This window comes from Chthoniobacterales bacterium, assembly GCA_039930045.1.
In the GTDB taxonomy this organism is placed as follows: domain Bacteria; phylum Verrucomicrobiota; class Verrucomicrobiia; order Chthoniobacterales; family DASVRZ01; genus DASVRZ01.
In genome coordinates, this window is sequence record JBDSQB010000012.1 from 149,861 (window position 1) to 171,628 (window position 21,768).

Annotated in this window: 20 protein-coding genes; 5 read left to right on the forward strand and 15 right to left on the reverse strand. The window is 58.0% G+C overall.

Features of this window, described 5'->3' with window-relative positions; all coding sequences use genetic code 11:
• The 5 genes from ABIT76_09875 to ABIT76_09895 all read right to left on the reverse strand — a co-directional run bounded on the left by ABIT76_09875 (nt 1) and on the right by ABIT76_09895 (nt 7,230).
• Nucleotides 1-918 (reverse strand): ABC transporter permease, encoded by a 918-nt coding sequence (locus tag ABIT76_09875; GenBank protein MEO7933452.1) that lies wholly within the window; start codon nt 916-918, stop codon nt 1-3.
• Between the two features lies 1 nt (nt 919).
• On the reverse strand, nt 920-2,527 hold the full coding sequence (locus ABIT76_09880) for a peptide ABC transporter substrate-binding protein (GenBank protein MEO7933453.1): 1,608 nt from the start codon (nt 2,525-2,527) through the stop codon (nt 920-922).
• Nucleotides 2,528-2,568: 41 nt separating this feature from the next.
• Nucleotides 2,569-4,683 (reverse strand): M3 family metallopeptidase, encoded by a 2,115-nt coding sequence (locus ABIT76_09885; GenBank protein MEO7933454.1) that lies wholly within the window; start codon nt 4,681-4,683, stop codon nt 2,569-2,571.
• Nucleotides 4,684-4,745: 62 nt separating this feature from the next.
• Entirely contained in the window at nt 4,746-5,507 is a 762-nt protein-coding gene (locus ABIT76_09890; protein MEO7933455.1) for a UvrB/UvrC motif-containing protein, read from the reverse strand.
• A 79-nt stretch (nt 5,508-5,586) separates the two neighbouring features.
• Nucleotides 5,587-7,230 (reverse strand): fumarate hydratase, encoded by a 1,644-nt coding sequence (locus ABIT76_09895; GenBank protein MEO7933456.1) that lies wholly within the window; start codon nt 7,228-7,230, stop codon nt 5,587-5,589.
• Nucleotides 7,231-7,347: 117 nt separating this feature from the next.
• Here ABIT76_09895 and ABIT76_09900 point away from each other — a divergent pair, with 117 nt between their 5' ends.
• Nucleotides 7,348-9,093, forward strand: a complete 1,746-nt coding sequence (locus ABIT76_09900; protein MEO7933457.1) for a VCBS repeat-containing protein — start codon at nt 7,348-7,350, stop codon at nt 9,091-9,093.
• An 83-nt stretch (nt 9,094-9,176) separates the two neighbouring features.
• Here the strand turns inward: ABIT76_09900 and ssb are convergent, their stop codons facing one another.
• From ssb to ABIT76_09935, 7 genes are all read right to left on the reverse strand, one after another.
• Entirely contained in the window at nt 9,177-9,668 is a 492-nt protein-coding gene (gene ssb / locus ABIT76_09905; protein MEO7933458.1) for a single-stranded DNA-binding protein, read from the reverse strand.
• Between the two features lie 17 nt (nt 9,669-9,685).
• Entirely contained in the window at nt 9,686-10,027 is a 342-nt protein-coding gene (locus tag ABIT76_09910) for a 30S ribosomal protein S6 (protein ID MEO7933459.1), read from the reverse strand.
• A 3-nt stretch (nt 10,028-10,030) separates the two neighbouring features.
• A complete protein-coding gene (gene pth / locus ABIT76_09915; GenBank protein MEO7933460.1) occupies nt 10,031-10,609 on the reverse strand; it encodes an aminoacyl-tRNA hydrolase in 579 nt (192 codons plus the stop codon).
• Between the two features lie 65 nt (nt 10,610-10,674).
• Nucleotides 10,675-11,349, reverse strand: coding sequence for a 50S ribosomal protein L25 (locus tag ABIT76_09920; protein MEO7933461.1), 675 nt, complete (start codon nt 11,347-11,349; stop codon nt 10,675-10,677).
• 18 nt (nt 11,350-11,367) lie between these two features.
• Nucleotides 11,368-12,321, reverse strand: a complete 954-nt coding sequence (locus ABIT76_09925) for a ribose-phosphate pyrophosphokinase (GenBank protein ID MEO7933462.1) — start codon at nt 12,319-12,321, stop codon at nt 11,368-11,370.
• Nucleotides 12,322-12,376: 55 nt separating this feature from the next.
• Nucleotides 12,377-13,498, reverse strand: coding sequence for a DegT/DnrJ/EryC1/StrS family aminotransferase (locus ABIT76_09930; protein MEO7933463.1), 1,122 nt, complete (start codon nt 13,496-13,498; stop codon nt 12,377-12,379).
• On the reverse strand, nt 13,495-14,538 hold the full coding sequence (locus ABIT76_09935) for an NAD-dependent epimerase/dehydratase family protein (protein ID MEO7933464.1): 1,044 nt from the start codon (nt 14,536-14,538) through the stop codon (nt 13,495-13,497). The genes ABIT76_09930 and ABIT76_09935 overlap by 4 nt, the downstream gene beginning before the upstream one ends.
• Nucleotides 14,539-14,592: 54 nt before the next feature.
• Between ABIT76_09935 and ABIT76_09940 the strand changes: the two genes are divergently transcribed.
• Nucleotides 14,593-15,645 (forward strand): NAD(P)-dependent alcohol dehydrogenase, encoded by a 1,053-nt coding sequence (locus ABIT76_09940; GenBank protein MEO7933465.1) that lies wholly within the window; start codon nt 14,593-14,595, stop codon nt 15,643-15,645.
• A gap of 49 nt (nt 15,646-15,694) precedes the next feature.
• Entirely contained in the window at nt 15,695-17,026 is a 1,332-nt protein-coding gene (locus ABIT76_09945) for a nucleoside recognition domain-containing protein (protein MEO7933466.1), read from the forward strand.
• An 85-nt stretch (nt 17,027-17,111) separates the two neighbouring features.
• On the opposite strand, the gene ABIT76_09950 is transcribed toward ABIT76_09945, so the two are convergent.
• Together ABIT76_09950 and ispE are read right to left on the reverse strand one after the other, a co-directional pair.
• Nucleotides 17,112-17,792: an alpha/beta fold hydrolase gene (locus ABIT76_09950; GenBank protein ID MEO7933467.1), complete on the reverse strand. Its 681-nt coding sequence runs from the start codon at nt 17,790-17,792 to the stop codon at nt 17,112-17,114.
• A complete protein-coding gene (gene ispE, locus ABIT76_09955) occupies nt 17,789-18,607 on the reverse strand; it encodes a 4-(cytidine 5'-diphospho)-2-C-methyl-D-erythritol kinase (GenBank protein MEO7933468.1) in 819 nt (272 codons plus the stop codon). The genes ABIT76_09950 and ispE overlap by 4 nt, the downstream gene beginning before the upstream one ends.
• 6 nt (nt 18,608-18,613) lie before the next feature.
• Between ispE and pyrF the strand changes: the two genes are divergently transcribed.
• Together pyrF and ABIT76_09965 are read left to right on the forward strand one after the other, a co-directional pair.
• Nucleotides 18,614-19,348, forward strand: coding sequence for an orotidine-5'-phosphate decarboxylase (gene pyrF, locus ABIT76_09960; protein MEO7933469.1), 735 nt, complete (start codon nt 18,614-18,616; stop codon nt 19,346-19,348).
• Between the two features lie 12 nt (nt 19,349-19,360).
• Complete coding sequence (locus ABIT76_09965) at nt 19,361-20,128, forward strand: GDSL-type esterase/lipase family protein (GenBank protein ID MEO7933470.1); 768 nt, start codon at nt 19,361-19,363, stop codon at nt 20,126-20,128.
• A 24-nt stretch (nt 20,129-20,152) separates the two neighbouring features.
• Here ABIT76_09965 and ABIT76_09970 read toward each other — a convergent pair whose 3' ends face one another.
• On the reverse strand, nt 20,153-21,745 hold the full coding sequence (locus ABIT76_09970; protein MEO7933471.1) for a peptide chain release factor 3: 1,593 nt from the start codon (nt 21,743-21,745) through the stop codon (nt 20,153-20,155).
• Between the last annotated feature and the right edge of the window lie 23 nt (nt 21,746-21,768).

A 21,768-nucleotide genomic window follows, 5' to 3' on the forward strand; every position in this document is an offset into this window, starting at 1 on the left:
TTAGTCGAAGCGCAGCCGGGGGTTGAGGAGGACTTGGAGAACGTCCACGACCAAGTTGAGTAAGATAATAATCGAGGCGTAGAAAAGCACGGTGCCGAGGACCATGGTGTAGTCGCGGTTGAAGGCGGAGAGAATGAAATAGCGGCCGAGTCCGGGGACATTGAAGATGGTTTCGACAACGAAAGAACCGGTGATTTCCGCCGCAATGGCTGGCCCAAGATACGAGATGACCGGCAGCAATCCGCCGCGCAGGGCGTGATGAAACAGCACCCGCAACTCCGACGCTCCCTTGGCTCGGGCGGTGCGGATGAAATCCTGATTCATGACATCGAGCATGCCGCCGCGAGTGAGGCGCGCGATGTAGGCGGCGGTGAAAAAACCAAGCGTGATCGCCGGCAAAACGCGGTCGCGCCACGAGAACCAGCCCGAGGCGTCGAACCACTCCAGGCGAATGCCGAAGGTCAGCGCGAGGACGGGTCCGAGGACAAAGGTCGGAATGCAAATGCCCAGCATCGCGATGCTCATTGGCAGATAATCGAGCCACGAGTTAGGTTTCAATGCAGCCAAAATTCCAGCGGGCAAACCGATGGCGAGCGCGATCAGCATGGCCCAGAAACCGAGTTCCGCCGACACAGGAAACGAATCGCCGATCAGTTCGGACACCGTGCGGTTGGCGTATTTGTAAGACGGCCCGAGATCACCATGGACAGCCTTCCAGAGGTAGTTGCCATATTGTTTCCAGAGCGGTTGATCGAGACCGTATTGCGCGTTCAGATTCCGCAAAACTTCGGGAGTCACCTTGCGCTCCTTGCTGAACGGGCCGCCTGGCGCGGCGTGCACCATGAAGAAAGTCATGGTCGCGATGATCAGCAAAACCGGGATCGCCTGCAGCGCGCGAATGGTTAGAAAACGAAACATGTTAGTGGCTGGCCTCCGGTTTTCCAAACCAGACATATTTGTAAGGATGATGGTCCAGAATATTCGGATACCAACCCTGGACTTCCGGCCTAATCAAGTAAACACGCGTGTACCAATAGACCGGCAAAATCGGCGCCTCGGCCATCAGCAGCGCCTCCATTTTTTGGAAGATGGAGATGCGATCCGCCGGAATCGAGGTGTTCTGCAATTTCGCATAGAGTGCGTTGTATTCCGGGTTGTCCCAGCCGGTATGATTGTTGCCGCCGCCCTTCACCCACATGTCTAAGAAATTCTGCGGATCAGCGTAATCTCCGATCCAGGCGGCGCGGCAAATCTGGTAATTTTCCGTGTCCTGCGCGTCAAGATACACCTTCCACTCGAGGTTGGTGAGTCCAATGTCGATGTGCAGATTGTTCCTCCACATTTCCTGAATCGCCTCGGCAATCGTGCGATGACTTTCGAGGGTATTAAACATCAAGTCGAGTTTGGGAAAACCCTTTCCATCGGGATAACCGGCCTCGGCGAGAAGCTGCCGAGCCTTCGCAAAGTCCGTGGGAATTTTCGCCTCCGCCGTGTAGTTTGCCGTGCCCGGAGGTGTGTAACTATCCGCTGGCAACTGGCCGCCGCGCGTGATTTTTTCGACGATCATTTTCCGGTCAATTGACATGGCGAGTGCGAGTCGAACCTTCGGATTATCCAGCGGCGGCTTGCGTGTGTTCACCCGGAAAAAATACGTGCCGAGATACGGCTCCTGCCGCAGCAAGTCGGGCCGGTTTTCGCGATACCAAGGGATTTTGGAGAGCGGCAGTTCGTTCGTTTTGTGAAGTTGCCCGGCACGAAACGCGCGTTCCTCGGTGTTGGAACTTTCGATGGGATAGAAGACGATCTCGTTGAGTTTCACCGTTTTCGCGTCCCAGTAATTCCGGCTTTTTACGCAGCGGATGATCGACTGCTGCTTCCATTCCTGGAGGGTGAAGGCGCCGTTCGTCACGCAGTTTCCAGCCTTCGTCCAAAAGGCCGCCTTGCGAGCCAGTCCGCCGAATTTTTTCACCGTCGGAATGTGCACCGGATACCACGAGGCGTGATTCATCACGGAGAGGAAAAATGGCGTGGCGGTGGTGAGGGTGATTTCAAACGTCAGCGGATCGACGACCCGATAGCCGACCTGGCTGAAGTCCTTGATTTTTCCCGTCGCGTAAGCCTCCGCGTTCTTCGTGAAAAAATGCATGTAGATATAATCGGAACCCAGCTCGGGAGTTAGAATCCGATGGTAGGAATCGTAGAAATCCTGCGCCGTGACCGGGTCGCCGTTGGACCATTTGGCGTCCTTCCGCAGATGAAAGGTATAGACCAGACCATCGGGCGAAATGTCCCAGCTTTCCGCGACTCCAGGAACCGGATGCAAGTCGTGCGGGTCCTCAGAAACGAGCCCTTCGTAGATGGCTAAAAAAATACTATGCTCGCTGACTCCAGTCGCGGTTTGCGGATCAAGATCCTCGGGTTCGACTCCATTGTTAATGAGCAAAATCCCCTGCTCCTGCGCAAGGACGGTTTTCTTTTCCTTATGACAACCCAGGCCACCTAACATCAGCGAAAACGCCAGGACCACCGAAGCGATTCTGCGGGATGAAGAGCAGTCCGACATCCGCATTATTTCTTGATTCCGATGGTCTCCAGAAAGGGCTGGATGGACCGTGGACGTCCGAGAAATTTCTCGATGGAAATGTTCACATCGCGCGCGTCGCCCTGCGCGTAGATTTCATTGCGCATCCGCATTCCAGCGTCCTTGTCGAGGAAACCGCCGGGAGATTTTTCAAACACGGTCGCCATGTCGGCCGCAATCGCATCGGCCCATGCGTAGCCGTAGTAGCCTCCATCGTAGCCGTTTAGATGGCCGAAACTCGCGACCATCGCGGTGCTGGGATCTACCCGCAGAAAGGTGTCGTCCAGTATCTTGTTAGAAATGGCGACGACATCGAGTTTTTCACCCGGCGCATGAGGTCCGTGCAGGACGAGATCGGTGATGCCGAAGGAGAGTTGCCGGCGATAGGTCGTGCCCGCTAGCGCGTATTTTGCGAGCTTCATTTTCTTGAGAATGTCCGCTGGCATCTTTTTCTTCGTCTTGTAATCGGCCGCAAACTGATCGAGCACGGCCTTGTCCCAGACCCAGTTTTCCAGCATCTGCGACGGTGCCTCGACGAAATCCTGCGGAACGCTAGTACCGCTGAAGCGAACGTATTTGGCCTGGGTTAGAATCGTATGCATCGCGTGGCCAAACTCATGGAAAAGCGTCTCGACCTCGTCATGCGACAGGAGCGAGGGCGCGTCTTTTCTCGGCGGCGGAAAGTTGCAGCAAAGCGCCGCAGTCGGACGCTGATACGTGCCGTCGGGCAGCAGTTTTCCCTCAATCAAGCCGAACTGCGCGAAGTGGTTGTATTTCCCCTCGCGCGGAAACATGTCGAGATAGAACAAGCCGAGCGGCGCGGTCGTTTTCGCGTCGCTCACATAGTAAAGCTGCACGCCGTTGGTCCACGAATAATCGAGCGCGACAGCTTCGATCTTGATCCCGAAGATGCGCTGATAGGTGGCAAACATTCCATCGAGAACCTTCTGATACGGGAAAAAACTGCGCAGGACTTCTGTGTCCACTTGGAATTTTTGCTTCTTCAACTGCTCCGCGCAAAAACGCCAGTCCCAGATGTTCACATCGGGAGTTTCACTGTTCTTGTCGGCGGCCTTGATCGCCTTAAACTCCGCCAGTTCCTCATCGTACTTGGGTTGGAGGCCAACCTTCAAATCCTCCAAAAACTTCAACGCCGTGGCGCCGTTTTTCGCCATGCGCTGCTCGGTCTGATAGTCGTCCCAGGATTTGTAGCCGAGTTCCAATGCAATCTCGGAACGGAGTTCGACCATCCGCTGGATCAACGCGATGTTTTTGTCGCGCGCGCGATTGTCGCGAGCGATGTAAACCTTCTTGCGCGACGATTCTTTCACGCAATTTTCCAGAACTCCCAAGGCTTGAAATGTGACATTCGTGTCGATGGTGTATTCGTCGTCACCCGTTTTCACCCCCGACGTTTCCAACACGCTGTCGGGCACGCCTTCGAGTTCGGCCTTGGTAAATTTCACCGGCACCGCGGCGTTGGCGATATTGGTATCGAAGTCCGTTCCGACCGAGGAAAGCTCCTTACGCAGCGCCTCGACACGCTGGCGTTTTTCCGGAGGCAGGGCGAGTCCGGCTCGTTTGTAGCCGAGGAGCGTGTCCTTGATTAGGTGCTGATCCTCGTCATCTCCCTTCGGTTTCGTGTCAGCAAATGCCTGGAGAATTTTGTAAACGTCCTCGCGATAATCCGTGCTCACGTCCCAATCTTCGAATTTCTTGATCGCCGCCGTCGCCGCCTCGCGCATCTTCGCATCGGGGCTGGTTTCCTTGATCCAGACGATGCGATTGGAAACAGAGTGCGCTTCAAATCCGATCATGTCCATCTCCTGAAACGTGTTCGCGAAGGTCGCTTCCTCGGGCTTGAGCGCGGCCACGGCGTCGAGCCTTTTGTTGGCCAGGGCGATGACTTTATCGACGGCGAGATTCACCTGCTGCGACGTTTTTTCCCATTTCGGCAGCGCCAGAACGGTCTTGAACTGGGCCGCGCTGAGTTGCAGATCTTCGAGCTTTCTCATGGGCGGTGTGGGCGAGGGCGAGGCCGCGTTTCCTAACATCGTGAGCAGCCCGATGGAAGCCGCAGTCAGCAAAATGGATTTCCTCATAAAATAAGCCGCGGCAGTCTGGGTTCGACCGTGAAGTGTCCCTTGTTTCCCTCAGCCCAAAGCTAAGCCGGACGGGCCGCTTTTTTGCCAAACGCCCGGATCTTGTCGCGCAATTCGGCGGCGCGCTCGTAGGCTTCCAACGCGATGGCTTTTTCCATTTCGCGCTGCATGGTTTCCAGTCGCGTAACGGGTTTTTTCTTGCCTATTTCCTCGGCCCATTCGTCGAGAAATCCGATCTCTGGACTCTTCGTCGCGAGTTCCGCAGGATCGACGTCCTCCAGCACCTCGGCGATGGCAGCGCGGCCCTTGGCGATCTCTTTGAGTGCGCCCGTGAAGTCTTTTTTCTCCAGACGAATAGCCGCCTTGGCGCGCGTGTTCATCATCAGGACATACGGGCGAAATTGCTCGAATGACCAGCGGATGTCCTCGTTGTCGGTGCAGCGCGAGACGAAGGTAAAGAGCTCAAGATTCCGCTGCGTATCGCGGATGACGTTGGCGAAATCGTTGATCTGAAAAAAGCTGATGTAGCGATGATAGTATTGGATGCCCTCCTGCTGTAGCTCGCCGCATTCCTCGGGCGTGAGGCTGTAAGTCTTGCCCTTGGCCTCAATGCGTTTTGCCTTCTTTAGATGCCATGCCAGGAGCGACTCGGAATTGTGCGGACGGCGTCCGTCGGGGCGTCCGTTGACTTCCATTTGAATCAGACCCAGATCGATGCGGAGCTGGAGCTTTTCCTTTTGGTCGTTGCCGACGATTTTGCGAACCTTGATGTGACCCGGCTCGTGTGGCCAATCCTCCAATAAGTTGTCGAGATCGTTATTCACCGATCAACTATCGAAAGCAGCGGCGGGTTTGTCAACGAGCAGGAATCAACGCCGCCCGTTTCAGAGGCGAGTTCCATCGTTATCTTTTAACGACGCACTCGTCGCAATTCGCCGGGAGTTGCTTGAAAAAATCGTTGCCCTTGTCATCGACCAGGATGAAGGCGGGGAAATCCTCGACTTCGATCTTCCAGATGGCTTCCATGCCGAGCTCGGGATATTCCAAAACCTCGACGTGTTTGATATTATTCTGAGCAAGAATGGCCGCCGGTCCGCCGATGCTGCCGAGATAGAAGCCGCCGTGTTTTTTACACGCGTCCGTCACGGCCTGGCTGCGGTTGCCCTTGGCCAGCATGATGAGCGAGCCGCCGAGGCACTGGAAAAGATCGACATAGCTGTCCATGCGCCCAGCGGTGGTCGGCCCGAATGATCCGGATGGAAGTCCCGCCGGAGTTTTCGCCGGGCCGGCGTAGTAGATGGGATGGTTTTTCAGGTAATCGGGAATTCCGAGACCGGCATCGATGCGCTCTTTGAGTTTGGCGTGGGCGATGTCGCGGCCGACGATGATCGTGCCATTGAGCGAGAGCCGCGTGGCGACGGGATGTTTCGTGAGTTCGGCTAGAATCTGCGCCATCGGCTGTGCCAGATCGATGCGAACGACCGGGCCTTCGGACGGAAGCTGATCCTGCGCGGGAATGAAGCGTCCGGGGTGATGCTCCAGTTTCTCGATCCAGACGCCGTCGCGGTTGATTTTTGCCTTAATGTTGCGATCTGCGGAACAGGAAACGCCCATGCCGACGGGACACGACGCGCCGTGACGCGGCAGGCGAATAATCCGCAAGTCCAATGCAAAATATTTCCCGCCAAACTGCGCGCCGATGCCGAGATTCTGCGCGGCGGTGAGCATGCGGGCTTCCAAGGCCACGTCTCGAAAGGCCTGGCCGAGATCGTTGCCAGAAGTGGGCAGATGATCGAGATATTTGGCAGAGGCGAGTTTGACTGTTTTCAGGCAGGCTTCGGCGCTCGTGCCGCCGATGACGAAGGCGATGTGATACGGCGGGCACGCAGCGGTGCCGAGGGATTTCATTTTCTCGATGAGAAATTTCTCGAGCGAAGCCGGGTTCAGCAGCGCCTTGGTTTCTTGAAAGAGAGCCGTTTTGTTGGCCGAGCCGCCGCCTTTTGCTACGAAGAGGAAACTGTATTCGCTGCCGCCCGTGGCGTAGAGATCGATCTGCGCGGGGAGATTGGTGCCGCTGTTTTTTTCGTTGAACATGTCGAGCGGCACGGTCTGCGAGTAGCGGAGGTTTTCGCTCGTGTAAGCCTCGTAAACGCCCCGGCTGATCGCTTCGCTGTCGTCGCCGCCAGTCCAGACGTGCTGGCCTTTTTTTCCAATGATCGTCGCCGTGCCGGTGTCCTGACAAAATGGCAAAATACCCCGCGCGGAGACCTCGGCATTACGCAAAAGAGTCAGCGCGACGTAGCGGTCATTCGGAGTTGCATCGGGATCATCGAGAATGGCGGCGACTTGCTGCAAATGCTTCGTTCGCAAATAAAACGAACAATCGCGGATCGCCGCCCGCGCTAGAGTCGTCAGCACCGCTGGATCGACCCGCAGGATTTCCTCATTTCCGAAGGACTCCACGGTCACGCCGTCGCGGGTCAACAAGGCGTATTCAGTAGTGTCGGCGCTGAGGGGAAAGGGCGCTTGGTAACGAAAGTCGGGCATAGTGGAGTGTATTCTGTCGCAACTGCGGCGGACGACAACCGGAAGTTGATACGAATGCAACTCGTCTGCTGGCTTGCCAGAACGCGGGCAGTCATGTTCATTCTCAGTTTCCCAGACATGAAATTTCTCCCATTCGCCTTTCTCGCTGTCTCCCTCAGCATCCCTCTTCACGCGCAGACTCCCCCTGCGGCGCCAGCTAACGTGATTACAAATGGAGGGTTCGAGCGCTTCTCGGGTCAGGACAATCTCTGGGATGGCGTGGATAGCACCGGTTATCTGGGAACTTTTCGCGACAGCGTCGATGCGATTGCGGAGAGCGGTTTCCGTTCAATGGCGATGCCCGTCTCGGTGAGTGCGGGCGACATGAACGGCGATGGCCTGATCGATATCGTTACGGCGTCGACGCCTGGTTACTATCAAGTTTATTTTAACAGCGGCTCAAAGACCTCTCCGACTTTCACAAATTCGGAGATGATTCCGATCTATTTAACGCTGCCAGAATCCAAAGTGCGCCGGGCACCACACATCAATCTCAACGACTGGAGCGGGCGCGGCCAGCTCGACCTGATGATGGGCGATTACGACGGAGAACTTTATTTTCTCCAGAATATCGGAACACGGTCGGTGCCGGATTTTCGCCACCCAGCGGATCTTTCGAAAATCAAGGTGCCCACGACGAAAAGCGGCCAGCTGTGGGGCAACCTATTCTCGCCGGCTGCATTCGACTTTAATAAAGATGGGAAACCGGACATCGCGCTCGGCGAGGGCAGTTATTCGGCCAACTCCATCCATCTCCTGATCAATCAAGGCTCGGGCAGCGTCCCGAAATTCGATGAGGCGAATCGTTTCTATCTGGCCTACGGCGATGGCCGCGAGCATCTCACGCCCGCCGTGGTGGATTACAATGGGGACGGCGAAATGGATATCATTTCCTCAGATCGCGAGGGCAAGGTCGGCATCTATCTCAACCCTGGTCCGCTCTGGAAACCCGGCGGCGAGTTTAAATTTGCCAGTTTCATCAAATTCGGCGCATCCGAAATTCTGGGCGGCTTGGTCACCGTTTGCACTGCGGATATGAATGGCGACGGGCTGTTCGATATTTTGATCGGCAAATCCAACGGACGCATTGCGCTGGCCATGAATGTCGGCACGAAAACGGAGCCGAAGTTCAGCGTCCCGGTCGAAATCAAAGGCACTGATATCTGGGGCCGCAACATCCATCCGCCGAGCGGCTGGCAATCCGACGTGGGGTTTTGGAGAGGAAACTTTTATGCGGCGGCGAGCTGCTTCTCTGAGGCAGACGAACCCAAGATTGAGCCGCCAGAGGGGAAGTCCTGCCTAAAGATTAGTTATTTCCCCTCTCCGAATAAAGTTCTCAAAGTCCCCGCGTTGATTACTCCGGGAAATCCGACTTTTCAGGATCTCTTCATCGCGCATTTCAACAACGAATTCGACAAACTGCCCGGCAATGTCTTTCTGTTGCGCAAAGATCTGCCCAACTTAAAAGTCGGCACAGCTTACACGCTTTCCTTCAAGAGTAAGGGCGTGAGCGCGTCCGCAGTGAAATGGAGTGTCGGCTGGCGCGGCTACAAAAAACTGGCCGAGGAAAAGGTTGAGGCGGGCGAGCGAGGCAGCGCCAACGTCAAAAAATTTGAGGCTATTGAGGACAAGGACACTGGTGCCGCCGTGAATGTCGGCTCCGCTTGGACGGCCAGCACTAAGACGTTTACCATCGAGAAATTTGCCAACAAGGATCTGGCTGACCTCACGACTGCATCGGCCCTAATTGAGTTCCGCGGCACTCTGACTCCAAACGTGGGTGCTTTCTACCTCGACGACGTCCAACTCGTGGAGAAAAAATGATACGCTGATTGCCATCGAAGTCGCACCACGACTTCAATGGCAATGAAAGTCAGCTCTCTACGAACTGACGAAGGCCTCCGTCCTTAAAACGGGATATCGTCGTCCGCCGGGTCCAGATCAGGATCGGTCGGACGCGGGCGCGCGGGAGGCGGAGCCGATGGGCGAGGGCTGCTGCTGCGTGGCGAACCACCACGTGGGCCATCGGAATACTCCTCGCCACCGCCACCTTCGCTGCCACCTTGGCGGCTGCCAAGGAATTGAAAATTCTCGCCTTGGACCCGCAGTTTGCTGCGTTTCTGGCCCGTCTGCTTGTCGTCCCAAGTGTCGAGTTGCAGTCGACCCTCGATGTAGAGCGGTTTTCCCTTGGTGCAATACTGCTTGATGACTTCCGCCTGTTTTCCCCAGAAGGTAACGTCCACAAAGGTCGTTTCCTCCCGTTTTTCCCCAGAGTCGGTGGTGTAAGATCGATTGATGGCCAGCCCCAATTCTGCAATCGCATTGCCTTTCGGCGTGTATTTAACCTCGGGATCTCGCGTGAGATTTCCGATGAGCATGACCTTGTTCAGATTAGCCATTGGAGAACGATCTGTACTTATTCAGCGGCGGGAACGCGGCGCGGCGTGCGCACCGGAGCGACCACCGGCTTGAGCGGAAGCTTTTGGTAATGCTGACGATAAACGTCGGCATCGAGCTTGAACTTGGCGCGCAGTTTGCCAGGCAAAGTCGGCTCTCCAGCGAAAATGAAATTCACGAAATAACCCGAGTCGAGATCGCCCGCAGCGTAACTGAATTGCTTGCGCTCCATGCGCTGCACTTGCTCGATCGTGCCGCCTTCGCGTTTGATCTCGCCCTCGAGGCGCTCAATGGTTTCTTTGACGGTGTCGTCCTTGCCTTTGGTGTTGAGGACGAGGAGTCCTTCGTAACGGTTTTTCATAAATTAGGGTGTCTGGTTGTAAAGGTTCATAGCCGTTTCCAGGCCGGAAGAGCACGCAGTCTCCACTGCTTCGGCAGCGCGGTCAAGCACTGGCTCGATTTTCTCACGGTCAGACGTGGAAAACGGAGATAAAACATGGTCCGCAAGGTCGCGCTCGTCTGATTTCGCCCCGACTCCGATGCGCAGGCGGGGAAATGCGTCGGTCTGAAAATGCGCGATGAGCGATTTCAAGCCATTGTGGCCGCCTGCGGAGCCGGATTGGCGCAGGCGCAGCCGGCCGACTTCCAATGCAATGTCATCGACCACGGCCAGACATTGCGCGGGTTCCAATTTGTAAAAACGCGCGACCTGCCCGGCGGATTGACCGCTCAAATTCATGTAAGTCAGCGGCTTGAGAAAGATCAAACCCGACTCAGTCGCGACTTCGGCTTGAAACTGCCGGTTCGCCTGCCAGCGAAGATTTTTCCCCGCCAGCAATCGATCCAAGACCTCGAACCCGACATTGTGGCGGGTTCCAGCGTATTGGCGGCCCGGATTTCCCAGGCCGATGATGAGGCGGATTGGAGACGAGGCTTCGGGCATAAAAAAAATCGCTGTCAGCGGTGAGACTGACAGCGATTTTGAAAGGAGTTTGAGCGAACTGTAAATTACTTCTTCGCAGGAGCGGCGGCAGCAGCAGGCGCGTCAGCCGGTTTTTTCTCCTTGAGCACTTCCGGCGCAGCGGCTGCGGCGGCGACAGGTTCCTCAGCGACCAAAGCCTCGGCCACGGCAAAGACAGTCAAATCGCCGTCGAGCGTGGTGACGACACCCGCTGGAAGAACGATGTCGCGGACGTGAATCGAGTCGCCGACATTCAAAGCGGAAACGTCCACCTGAATGGATTCGGGCAGATCTTTCGGCAAACATTCGAGTTCGATTTCGTGCAGGTTTTGCGAGAGCAAACCACCGAAATTCTTCACGCCATTGGACTCGCCGACAGGCTCCACAGGAACGCTCGCGGTGAGGGTCTCGGTCGCGGAAACAGCCTGGAAATCCACGTGCAAAACGTGGCGGCCAACTGGGTGATGCTGAATCTCATGGATCAGCGCGAGGCGGCTGACTTTGTTTGGGCCGTCGCTGATTTCGAGATCGACGAGAATGTTTTCGCTGGAGGCGTGGGCCATCAGGGCATTCAGGTCGCGAGTGGCGATCTGGAGGTTTTGCGGGGCGTTTTTATCACCGTAAATGACGGCGGGAACGAATCCGGCGGCCTTGACTTTTTTAACGGCATTGCGACCGGAAACGGTGCGGTTTTGGGCGGCGAGTTTGAGTTGTTGGGACATGACTTTATGGGTTGTGAGTTAAATGGCGTGAATGCGGAAAAGCGAGCTGACGGATTCGTCGTCGTGAATGCGTTTGATGCCTTCGCCGAGGAGTTCGGCGATGCAGACGACGGAGATTTTCACTTCATCGGTCAGCTTTACCGGAACGCTGTTCGTCGTGAATAATTCCTCAATCTCGGAGTTTTTCAACCGCTGATATGCCATCTCATTAAGGACGGCGTGGGAGACGGCGGCGTAAATCCGGCGCGCACCGTTCTTCTTCAGGAGCTTCGCGGCGCTGGTCAGCGTGCCGGCGGTCTCGGTTAAATCATCGATCAAAAGCACGTCGCGTCCGTCCACTTCGCCGATGACGTAAAGGGCGTCGATCTCCGTCGCGCTCTTGCGGCGTTTCGCGACAATGGCGAGGCCGGTGTTCAAGGCTTGCGAGTAGGCAGAGGCCATTTTGATGCCGCCCACGTCTGGGGAAACGACCACACAATCCTTCGGAAGTCGCTCCTGCAAAGTCTTGATCATAGCGGGCGACGCATACAAGTGGTCCACCGGAATATCGAAAAAACCCTGCACTTGCTGCGCGTGGAGATCCATCGTCAGCACGCGGTTGACTCCGGCAGCGACGAGCAGATTCGCCACGAGTTTGGCCGTAATCGGCACGCGCGGCTGATCCTTGCGATCCTGCCGCGCATAGCCAAAAAATGGAATCACCGCTGTGATCCGGTCCGCACTCGCCCGGCGCGCCGCATCGACCATGATGAGGAGTTCCATCAAATTTTGGTTCGTCGGCGGGCAGGTCGGCTGAACGATGAAAATGTCGCGTCCGCGAATGTTCTCGTTGAACTTCACAAACGTCTCGCCGTCGGGAAAACTGCTCACCGTCGCGTCGCCCAGCGGCACGCCCACGGCAGCGGCGATCCGCTCGGCCAATTCACGATGGGCTGAGCCGGTAAAAATTTTGAGTTCGCGCGAGGCAGACATGGTTTGGCGGGACGCGAATACTAGGTGGCTTTTGTGGAAAAGCAACCACTCTGTTTCAGTCCTGCGCCCAATCGCGGATCAACGAGATCACGCGCCGGACCGCCGCCTCGCTGAGTTGGGGATGCAGCGGCAGGCTGAGAACCTCCGCCGCGGCCCGCTCGGTCTCGGGCAGACCACCCGCCGCCAGCGCGATGCGACCGGCATACGCGGGCTGCAAATGAACCGGCACCGGATATAAGACCGCCGTGGGAATGCCGTGCTCCTCCAGATATTGACCTAACTCGGTTCGGCGCTCGGCTCGCACCACGTATTGATGAAAGACCGGTTCGGCCTCCGCTGCGACCGAGGGCAGTTGCAGTCGAGTTCCATTTAACTCAGCCATGTAAATCTCCGCCAGCCGGCAACGCCGGGCATTTCCTGCGTCCAATCGCGCCGCCTTCACCCGCAGGATTGCCGCCTGCAACTCATCGAGTCGGCTGTTTCCGCCGGCATTTTCGCTGATGTAACGCCGCTCCCAGCCATATTGCCGGAGACTGCGCAGGCGTTGCGCGACGTCCGGGGAATTCGTCGCCACGGCCCCGCCGTCGCCGATCGCGCCGAGATTTTTCGTTGGGTAAAAACTAAACGTCGCCACATCGCCCCACGTCCCGACCTTGCGGCCCTGCCACTTCGCGCCGTGCGCTTGCGAGCAATCCTCGATCAACTTTAACTCGTGAGCCCGCGCCAGTTTCTCCAGCGCCGCCATGTCGCACGGATGCCCGTAAAGATGCACCGGGAGCAGCGCTTTTACCCGGCGATCCGTGCGCAGGACCGACTCGACTTGCATCGCATTCATCGTGAACGTCCCCGGCTCGATATCGACCAGCAGCGGGATCGCCCCGACCCATTCGATGGCCGCCACCGTGGCCACGGCGGTGTGGGAAACCGTGATCACCACGTCGCCCGGACCGATCCCGCACGCCTTCAACGCCAGCACCAGCGCATCCGTGCCGCTGGCCACGCCCACCGTTTCCCGGACACCGAGCCAGGCCGAAAATTCCCCCTCAAACGCCGTCACCTCCGGGCCGAGAATGTAGCGTCCGCTCATCAAGACGCGCTCGATGGCGGCGTCGATGGCAGGTTTGTCCGCCAGATATTCGGCCAGCGGCTGCGGTGGAAATAACGAATCCGTCGTCACAGATAATGCCCCAGGTTTTCCTCATAATACGCCAGCGTCCGCACCAGCGTTTCTCGCAGGAAAATGCGCGGCTCCCAGCCGAGTTCCATTTTTATGCGACTGAAATCCGCGTGATAATCCCCGATGTCGATCCGCCGCCGTTCTTCGGGAAATGGGCGCACGGTCCGACTGCCACTGCCATGGACGTCGATCAGAAGTTCGGCCAGTTCCCCGAGCCGAATCGTGCATGGACCGCCTAGATTATAGACCTGCCCGACCGCCTCTGGCTGTGCCGCCAGCAACATCGCATCGACCGCATCCTCCACATCGGTAAAGTCCCGCACCTGGCCGCCATTCCAGACATCGATCGGCTGGCCTTCCAGCAATTGCCGCATCCAGACCCCGAGAAACGTCTGCCGCGCATCCCGGATTCTCATGCCGGGTCCGATCGTATTTGTCAGGCGTAACACCGTGCAGGGCAGCCCGTGGACCTCGTTGTAGAGCAGGTGATAATTCTCCGCCGCCATCTTGTGAATGCCATTGATGTCTACCGGCTGCAGCGGGTGTTTTTCATCCACCGGCAGATAGTGCGGACGCCCATAAATCTGCCGCGTGCTGGCAAAAACCACTCGCGCCCGACTGCCCGACTTTCGGCAGGCCTCCAGCAGCGCGAGTTGCGCGGCGCAATTGTAAGCCAGGTCCGCCGCCGGATTCTCCATGGAATCGAGGTGGCTCGTCTGCCCGGCCAGATTGAAAATGAAATCCTGCCCTGCCACGAGCGGAGTCAGGTTCGTATCACGCAGATCCACCTCGTGAATGCGGACGCGGTCGCGGTAATCGGCCACATTCCGCCAGTGGCCGCCCTGCTCGGGGACGAGACAATCGAGCAGTTCCACCCGCGCTCCCGCCGCCGCGAGACGACGTCCCAAGTTCGACCCGATGAACCCCAGCCCGCCGGTGATCAGGATCGCTCGATCTCGGAAAAAGCCGTCCGCAAGGGACGCTGGCTGGGGGATTTCGGACACCGGCACATAGAAACGACGCGCCGGAATCTTGTCCATCCTTTCGCGCAAACTTTTCGCGTCCAGAGTTCGATGCAACTCGAATCATTTTCCATGAGAAAAACTTTTGCCTTCGCTGGTCTCGACGCCACCTCGCCGCTCGTCCCCTATTCCTTTGACCGTCGCGATCCGCTGCCGACCGATGTCCAGATCGACATCCTGTTTTGCGGCGTCTGCCATTCCGATCTGCACACCGTGCGCGGCGAATGGGGCGGGACGATGTACCCCTGCGTGCCGGGTCACGAAATCGTCGGGCGCGTCTCCGCCATTGGCAGCGAAGTCAGCAAATTTGCTGTCGGCGACATCGCGGCGGTCGGCTGCATGGTGGACTCCTGCGGCAGTTGCGCCAACTGCCAGCGCGATCTCGAGCAATTCTGTGAAAAAGGGGCCACGTTTACCTACAACGCCCCGGATAAACACACCCAAGGCGTGACCTACGGCGGCTATTCCAACGCCATAGTGGTCGATGAGGCGTTCACCCTGAAAGTGCCCGCCAGTCTCGATCTCGCGGCCACCGCTCCGCTGCTTTGCGCGGGCATCACGACGTATTCGCCGCTGCGCCGCTGGAAAGTCGGGCCGGGGCAGAAAGTGGGCATCGTCGGCCTCGGCGGGCTTGGTCACATGGCGGTGAAATTCGCCGCTGCCTTTGACGCGCACGTCGTTCTTTTCACCACCTCGCCGGGCAAAACCGAGGACGCGCTGCGGCTCGGCGCGCACGAAGTCGTCGTCTCCAAGAACGCCTCCGAAATGCGCAAGCACACGGGCAGCTTCGACTTCATTCTCGACGCCGTCTCCGCGCCGCACGACCTCAATACCTATCTCTCCCTCCTGAAACTCGACGGCACGATGGTCATGGTCGGAGTGCCCGCCGAGCCGCTGCCGGTGAATGTTTTCAGCCTCATCATGCCCCGAAAACAACTGGCCGGCTCCCTGATTGGCGGCATCGCCGAGACTCAGGAAATGCTGGATTTCTGTGGCGAGCACAACATTACCTGCGACATCGAAATGATCCGCATGGACGAGATCAACACCGCCTACGAGCGCCTCCTGAAGAGCGATGTGAAATACCGCTTCGTAATCGACATGGCGACCCTCAAGGAGGCGTAACGTTCTTTCTGCTCGACCCCACCGGGCAGCCGATTCTTAACTGCCCACCATGCTGAACTTCATCTGGCTCGGGCTCCTTCTCATCGCCGTGATTCTGGGCGGACTCACCGGGTCGCTCGACGCCGTGACCATCGCAGCATTCGACGCCTGCAAAAACGCCGTTCTCAATCTCGCTCTGCCCCTCATCGGCTTGATGGCTCTCTGGCTGGGCATGATGCGTCTCGCCGAACGCGCCGGGCTCATCCAGCTCCTCGCCCGCGCCCTGCGCCCGCTTATGACCCGCCTCTTCCCCGATGTGCCGCCCGAGCACCCGGCGATGGGCGCGATGCTGCTCAACATGGGCGCCAACATGCTTGGCCTCGGAAACGCCGCCACTCCTATGGGACTCAAAGCCATGGGCCACCTCGAGCGCTTGAATAAGACTCCCGGCACCGCTTCCAACGCCATGTGCACCTTTCTCGCCATCAATACGAGTTCCATTCAACTCATCCCCGCCACCACCGTCGCCTACCTCGCCGCTGCCAAATCCGCTGATCCCACCTGGATCATCGGCCCAGCCTTTCTCGCCACCGTCTGCGCCGCCACCTCGGGCATTATCGCCGTCAAACTCCTCGAAAAACTCCCTGTCTTCCGCAACCGCGCCGCCACCGTCGGCATCTCTGATTCCATTGAAACTCCGCTCACCGAGGAAACACCCGCCGCCCCGTCTCCGCTCGTCTCCTGGGCATGGCTGCCGCTCGCCGTTTACTTCGGCCTCTTCGCCTGGTTTGCCTGGATGCTCATCGGCCACGCGCAAACCATCGACCTTAAAAGCACCGTCCTCGCCGTCGTCCGCGCCATCTCCACCCTCGCCGTGCCGTTCCTGTTCTCCTTTTTCCCGCTTTACGCCGCCCTACGCCGCATCCCCGTCTATGAGGAATTCATCGAGGGCGCCAAAGAGGGCTTCGCCGTCGCTACCCGCATCATCCCCTACCTCGTCGCCATCCTGAGTTCCATCGGAATGGTCCGGGCCGCCTTCGCCGCCAGCGCGCATCTCGATTGGTTTGCCCACGGAATGGGGGCGCTCTCCCGGTTTCTGGCCTTCATCGGAGTGCCCGGCGACCTCCTGCCGCTCATCCTCCTGCGTCCCCTCAGCGGCAGCGGCGCGAGCGGCGTCTTCAACGAAATCATCCGCAACCCCGCCCTCGGCGGCCCCGACAGCCTGATCTCGCGCATGGCGGGCTGCATCATGGGCAGCACGGAGACCACGTTTTACGTCATCGCCGTTTACTTCGGCAGCGTGGCCATCCGCAGAACGAGGCACGCCATCCCCGCCGGCCTCATCGCCGACCTCACCGGCGTCATCGCCAGCATCACCATCTGTCGGCTAATGTTTTCCTGAAGCCGCTGCGAGGCGAAAACAAGACTACGCACCGCAAGGTTACGGGCAATGGCATACGAAATTAAGCACCACAGGAGCGAGCCCATTAGTGAGCGGACTCTGTGTCCGGCTCGGCCTCGTGCATATTGCGCAGGAGTCGGCGGGCGATGGATGGACTGAAAACCATCAGCGGATGAAAGAGTTTCCAACGGGTCTCATTCGCGGCCACGTCCCAATGCGAGCTGCTCGACGGTAGGATGATGAGGTCGAACGGCGTGTAAATCGAGAGTGGGTGCATTCCATTGAAAGTCGGATCGTGCGTAGCCAGGTCTCGGAGAAACGGGCTGTGCGGCCGCATTTCCAGGACGCCGGGCTGGCGATTGATGTAGGCAAATAGCGTCCCGTGATGTGGCGCGCTGAGCGTGGCGTAACTGATTACCCGTTCGCGCACCGGAAAATGAGCCACCCAATAACGCGAAATCAGCCCGCCCATGCTGAAGCCGACGATGTGCAGTGGACGACGGCTGCCGAAGTGCGCGACGACTTCCGCATCGAGAAATGCGGCGGCGTCTTCCAGTCGCATCGCTCCATTGCAAGGCGTCACCGACGGGCAAAACGTCTCGTAACCGGCGCGTTGAAACTGGTGCGCGAGCCATTTCATCTTGTCGCCCGAATCGTAAATGCCGTGGACCAAAACGACAGCGGGCTTCGCGGGATCGGCCTTCGGTGGAGCCGGGGAAAGGCTCACGAGCAGCGCGGCCAGCCAGTTGGTGGGGTTGAAGTTCAAAATGGCGTGACGATGGCGGTCCAGTTGCGTTCGCCAAACTCGGAGAGCAATTTCTCGCGGACGCTTTCCGCGGCAGCCAGATCGCGGGTCAGTGCAAACATGGTCGAGCCGGAGCCGGACATCAGCGCGCCGAGTGTTTCCGGCTGGGCGAGGAGAAATTGTTTCACGAGGGCGAGCAGGAGATATTTCTCAAAGACGGGACGCTCAAGGTCGTTGGCCAGTGTCCCAAACGGCGTCGATTGGACTTCCATCGGGATGCCGGGGAGCGGCTGGCTGGCGGCGAGATTTTGGTAAGCCCAAGGCGTGGGGACGCCAAAAGGCGGCTTGAAGAGAATGATATGGAACTCGCCCGGCGGCGGAATGGGACGCACGATTTCCCCGCGACCCTCGCACCAGGCGGCGGACCGATGGAGAAAAAATGGGACGTCGGACCCGAGAGTCGCGGCCAGCGTTTCCAACTCGGGAAACGCGAGCGGAGTTTCAGTGCAATCATTGAGCGCGAGCAAGGTCGTCGCCGCGTCACTGCTCCCGCCGCCGAGCCCGGCGCTGTGCGGGATGTTTTTCTCCAGGTGAATCGCGACATTGGGCAGCGTGCCGTGGCCAAAAAGACGCGCGGCGCGGACGACGAGGTTGCGGTCGTCGGTGGGAATCGTCGGATCGGAACAGGTGAAGGAGAAATTTTCAGCGGAGGTGCAGTCGATTGTGTCCGTCAGCGAGATCGGTAAAAAGAGGCTGCGCAAATCGTGAAATCCATCGGGGCGACGCCCGAGAATTTCGAGAGAGAGATTGATTTTTGCAGGCGCAAGTCGCTTCATGGGGCGATGCATTCTTCCGCAAACCCATCGTCGGCAAAAGATAAAATCATCGTCGCACTCGACCTGCCCGACGAAGCCTCGGCGCTGCGGACGGTGGAGCAATTGACCGGCGAAGTGGGGCTTTTCAAAGTCGGCCTGCAGCTTTTCACCGCGTGCGGACCGTCGATTGTGCGGCAGATCCGTGCGCTGGGCGGCGGGGTGTTTCTCGATCTCAAGTTTCACGACATCCCGAACACGGTGCGTCACGCCGTCGAGTCCGCCATGGCACTGGATGTGCAAATGCTGACCGTCCATGCCGGTGGCGGGCGCGAAATGCTGGAAGCGGCAGCGACAGGCGCGGCAGGGTCGAGTTGCTTCGTGCTCGGCGTGACGGTGCTGACGAGTTCCAACGAGCGGACTTTGAGCGAAATGGGGGTCCAGCGCAGTGTGCCGGACCAAGTCGCCGCCCTGGGGAAAATCGCCGCCGAATCGGGTTTGAGCGGACTCGTCGCCAGCGCCCACGAGATCGGGCTTTTGCGCGGCTGTATTCCCAGTGGAATGAAACTCGTGATCCCCGGCATTCGCCCCGCTGGAGCCGATGTGCAGGATCAAAAACGCGTGATGACGCCGCTCGAAGCCGTCACCGCCGGGGCCGATTATCTGGTGATCGGGCGTCCCATTTTAGGAGCGGAAAATCCAGTCAACGCCGCCCGGGAAATCGCGGCGAGCCTTTCAGTTGAAGAATCCAACAAAAACCAATAAACCTTTCGCCTCATGAAACTCTCCCCCCTTTTTCTCGCACTCATCCTTTGCAATCCTGCAATTCTCCCGGCTCAGCCAGTCCCTCAATCGAGTGCAACTCCGGTCATTTCACCCACTCCCAAGCCTACGCCACTTCCGCGGACGCCGGAATCGGCCGTCACTCCCGCAGTCAAAGACCCTAATCGGCACGTGGAATTTCTCGACCGCAAGCAGCGCGGCCCGATCGATCTGCTTTTTCTAGGCGATTCCATTACTGATTTCTGGCCTCGTCGCGGCGAAACCACCTGGCTAAAATTTGCCGCGTGGAATCCGGCTGATTTCGGTATCAGCGCCGATCGCACCGAACACGTTCTTTGGCGGATCACCAACGGAGAACTCGATGGCATTCAGCCTAAAGTCACCGTCATTATGATCGGCACCAACAATGTCGGCCAATGCCCGGATGAGAAACCGGAATGGGCAGCGGAGGGAGTGAAAAAGATCGTCGCGACTGTTCACGAAAAGCTGCCGGCGACGAAAGTTTTGCTTCTGGCGGTATTCCCACGCGACATCAAAGGCAGTCGGCTGCGCGAGGCCGTTGCGCAGATCAACCAATCGCTGGTCAGTTTGGATGACGGAAAACAGACGCGTTTTCTGGACATAGGCAGTCAATTTCTCGACGCCCAAGGCGAAATTCCGAGCGACGTTATGCCCGATAAATTGCATCCCAACGCCAAAGGTTACGAAATTTGGTATGGTGCGATGCAGCCGCTCCTAAGTGAGATGATGGCTGAAAAATAGTCCGGTTGTGGCTATGGGCGAAATCTAACTGATATGCATTTCGGGTTGTTCGGGAATCTCGAACAACTCGATGCCCGCATTGGTTTCGCCGAAGTATTTCAGGGTCCAGGCGGAGGGAAATAAGACGACGGGAAGGCCGCTGGCGTCGGTGGCGAGTTTGACGCCAGTGGGGAGTTTCAGTTGAGTTAGATCGGTATCTGGGCTGAGCCAGCGGGCGATGCTCCAGGTGGCGGTTTCGAGACGCGATTCGGCGCCGTATTCGGTTTCGAGGCGATATTGCACGACTTCGAATTGTAACGGGCCGACTGCGGCGAGGAGCGGGACTTTGATGACGGAGTCGTTCAGATGAAAGACTTGGATGACGCCTTCCTGGAGGAGCTGTTCGAGACCTTGACGGAATTGTTTGTATTTGCCGGTGTTCGGATTTTGCAAAAACGCAAAGCACTCGGGAGGAAATCGCGGGATTTCGTGATAAACCACGCCCGGTTCCTCGGTGAGCGTGTCGCCAATGCCGAATTCGGAGTAGCCGACCAGGCCCAGAATGTCGCCAGCGTAAGCGGTGTCGATGGTTTCGCGTTCCTGAGCGAAGAGTTTGTGCGAGTTTGAAAGGCGGACTTTTTTCCCCGTGCGCTCGTGGATGACGGACATGTCGCGAGTGAATTTGCCGGAGCAAACGCGCAAAAACGCGATGCGGTCGCGGTGGCGCGGGTCCATGTTGGCCTGGATTTTGAAGATGAAGCCGGTGAAATTGGGCGAGTCGGTAGGGACGTATTCCCCGTGGCTGATGCGAGGTCCGGGAGGAGTGGATTCGGCCAAAAAGGCGTCGAGCATGAGCTGGACGCCGAAGTTGTTCATGGCGCTGCCAAAGAAAACGGGGGTTTGTTTGCCGTTGAGAACGCGGTTGTGATCGTAATCTTCTCCCGCGCCTTCGAGCATTTCGAGTTCCTCACGAACGCGCTCATAAACGTCGGGGTCGAGTTTTTCGGCGACGATGGGGTCGTCGATTCCGGCGATGGAAACCGGGGCGCGGTAGGCTCCATGAGGCGTTTTCTCGAAAAGATGGACTTCCCGTTTCTGGCGGTCGTAAACACCCTTGAACTGCACACCTTCGCCGAGCGGCCAGTTGATCGGATACGCGCCGATGCCGAGAACGCTTTCGAGTTCGTCCAAGAGGTCGAGCGGCGGACGCGACGGGCGGTCCAGCTTGTTCATGAAGGTGAAAATCGGAACGCCACGGCGGCGGCAAACCTCAAAAAGCTTTCGGGTTTGCGCTTGAATGCCCTTGCCCGCGTCGATGACCATGACGACGGCATCGACGGCGGTAAGGACGCGGTAGGTGTCCTCGGAGAAATCGTGGTGGCCAGGTGTGTCGAGGAGATTGACCGCATAACCGTTGTACTCGAATTGCAAAACGGTCGAGCTGATGCTGATGCCGCGTTTGCGTTCGAGTTCCATCCAGTCGGAGGTGGCGGCGCGCTGATTTTTCCGCGAAGTGACCGAACCCGCCAGTTGCACCGCGCCGCCATAGAGGAGAAGTTTCTCGGTGAGTGTGGTCTTGCCTGCATCCGGGTGCGAGATGATCGCAAACGTGCGGCGGCGATTGATTTCGGAAAGCATCGGAGTAAGAGCGGATTCAAAGA

Bases quoted from the DNA above. Each gene is read 5' to 3' on its own strand.
- ABIT76_09875 (MEO7933452.1), bottom strand. From the start codon at position 918: ATGTTTCGTTTTCTAACCATTCGCGCGCTGCAGGCGATCCCGGTTTTG.
- ABIT76_09885 (MEO7933454.1), bottom strand. From the start codon at position 4,683: ATGAGGAAATCCATTTTGCTGACTGCGGCTTCCATCGGGCTGCTCACG.
- ABIT76_09895 (MEO7933456.1), bottom strand. From the start codon at position 7,230: ATGCCCGACTTTCGTTACCAAGCGCCCTTTCCCCTCAGCGCCGACACT.
- ABIT76_09900 (MEO7933457.1), top strand. From the start codon at position 7,348: ATGAAATTTCTCCCATTCGCCTTTCTCGCTGTCTCCCTCAGCATCCCT.
- ssb (MEO7933458.1), bottom strand. From the start codon at position 9,668: ATGGCTAATCTGAACAAGGTCATGCTCATCGGAAATCTCACGCGAGAT.
- ABIT76_09910 (MEO7933459.1), bottom strand. From the start codon at position 10,027: ATGAAAAACCGTTACGAAGGACTCCTCGTCCTCAACACCAAAGGCAAG.
- pth (MEO7933460.1), bottom strand. From the start codon at position 10,609: ATGCCCGAAGCCTCGTCTCCAATCCGCCTCATCATCGGCCTGGGAAAT.
- ABIT76_09920 (MEO7933461.1), bottom strand. From the start codon at position 11,349: ATGTCCCAACAACTCAAACTCGCCGCCCAAAACCGCACCGTTTCCGGT.
- ABIT76_09925 (MEO7933462.1), bottom strand. From the start codon at position 12,321: ATGTCTGCCTCGCGCGAACTCAAAATTTTTACCGGCTCAGCCCATCGT.
- ABIT76_09935 (MEO7933464.1), bottom strand. From the start codon at position 14,538: ATGGACAAGATTCCGGCGCGTCGTTTCTATGTGCCGGTGTCCGAAATC.
- ABIT76_09940 (MEO7933465.1), top strand. From the start codon at position 14,593: ATGAGAAAAACTTTTGCCTTCGCTGGTCTCGACGCCACCTCGCCGCTC.
- ABIT76_09945 (MEO7933466.1), top strand. From the start codon at position 15,695: ATGCTGAACTTCATCTGGCTCGGGCTCCTTCTCATCGCCGTGATTCTG.
- ispE (MEO7933468.1), bottom strand. From the start codon at position 18,607: ATGAAGCGACTTGCGCCTGCAAAAATCAATCTCTCTCTCGAAATTCTC.
- pyrF (MEO7933469.1), top strand. From the start codon at position 18,614: ATGCATTCTTCCGCAAACCCATCGTCGGCAAAAGATAAAATCATCGTC.
- ABIT76_09965 (MEO7933470.1), top strand. From the start codon at position 19,361: ATGAAACTCTCCCCCCTTTTTCTCGCACTCATCCTTTGCAATCCTGCA.
- ABIT76_09970 (MEO7933471.1), bottom strand. From the start codon at position 21,745: ATGCTTTCCGAAATCAATCGCCGCCGCACGTTTGCGATCATCTCGCAC.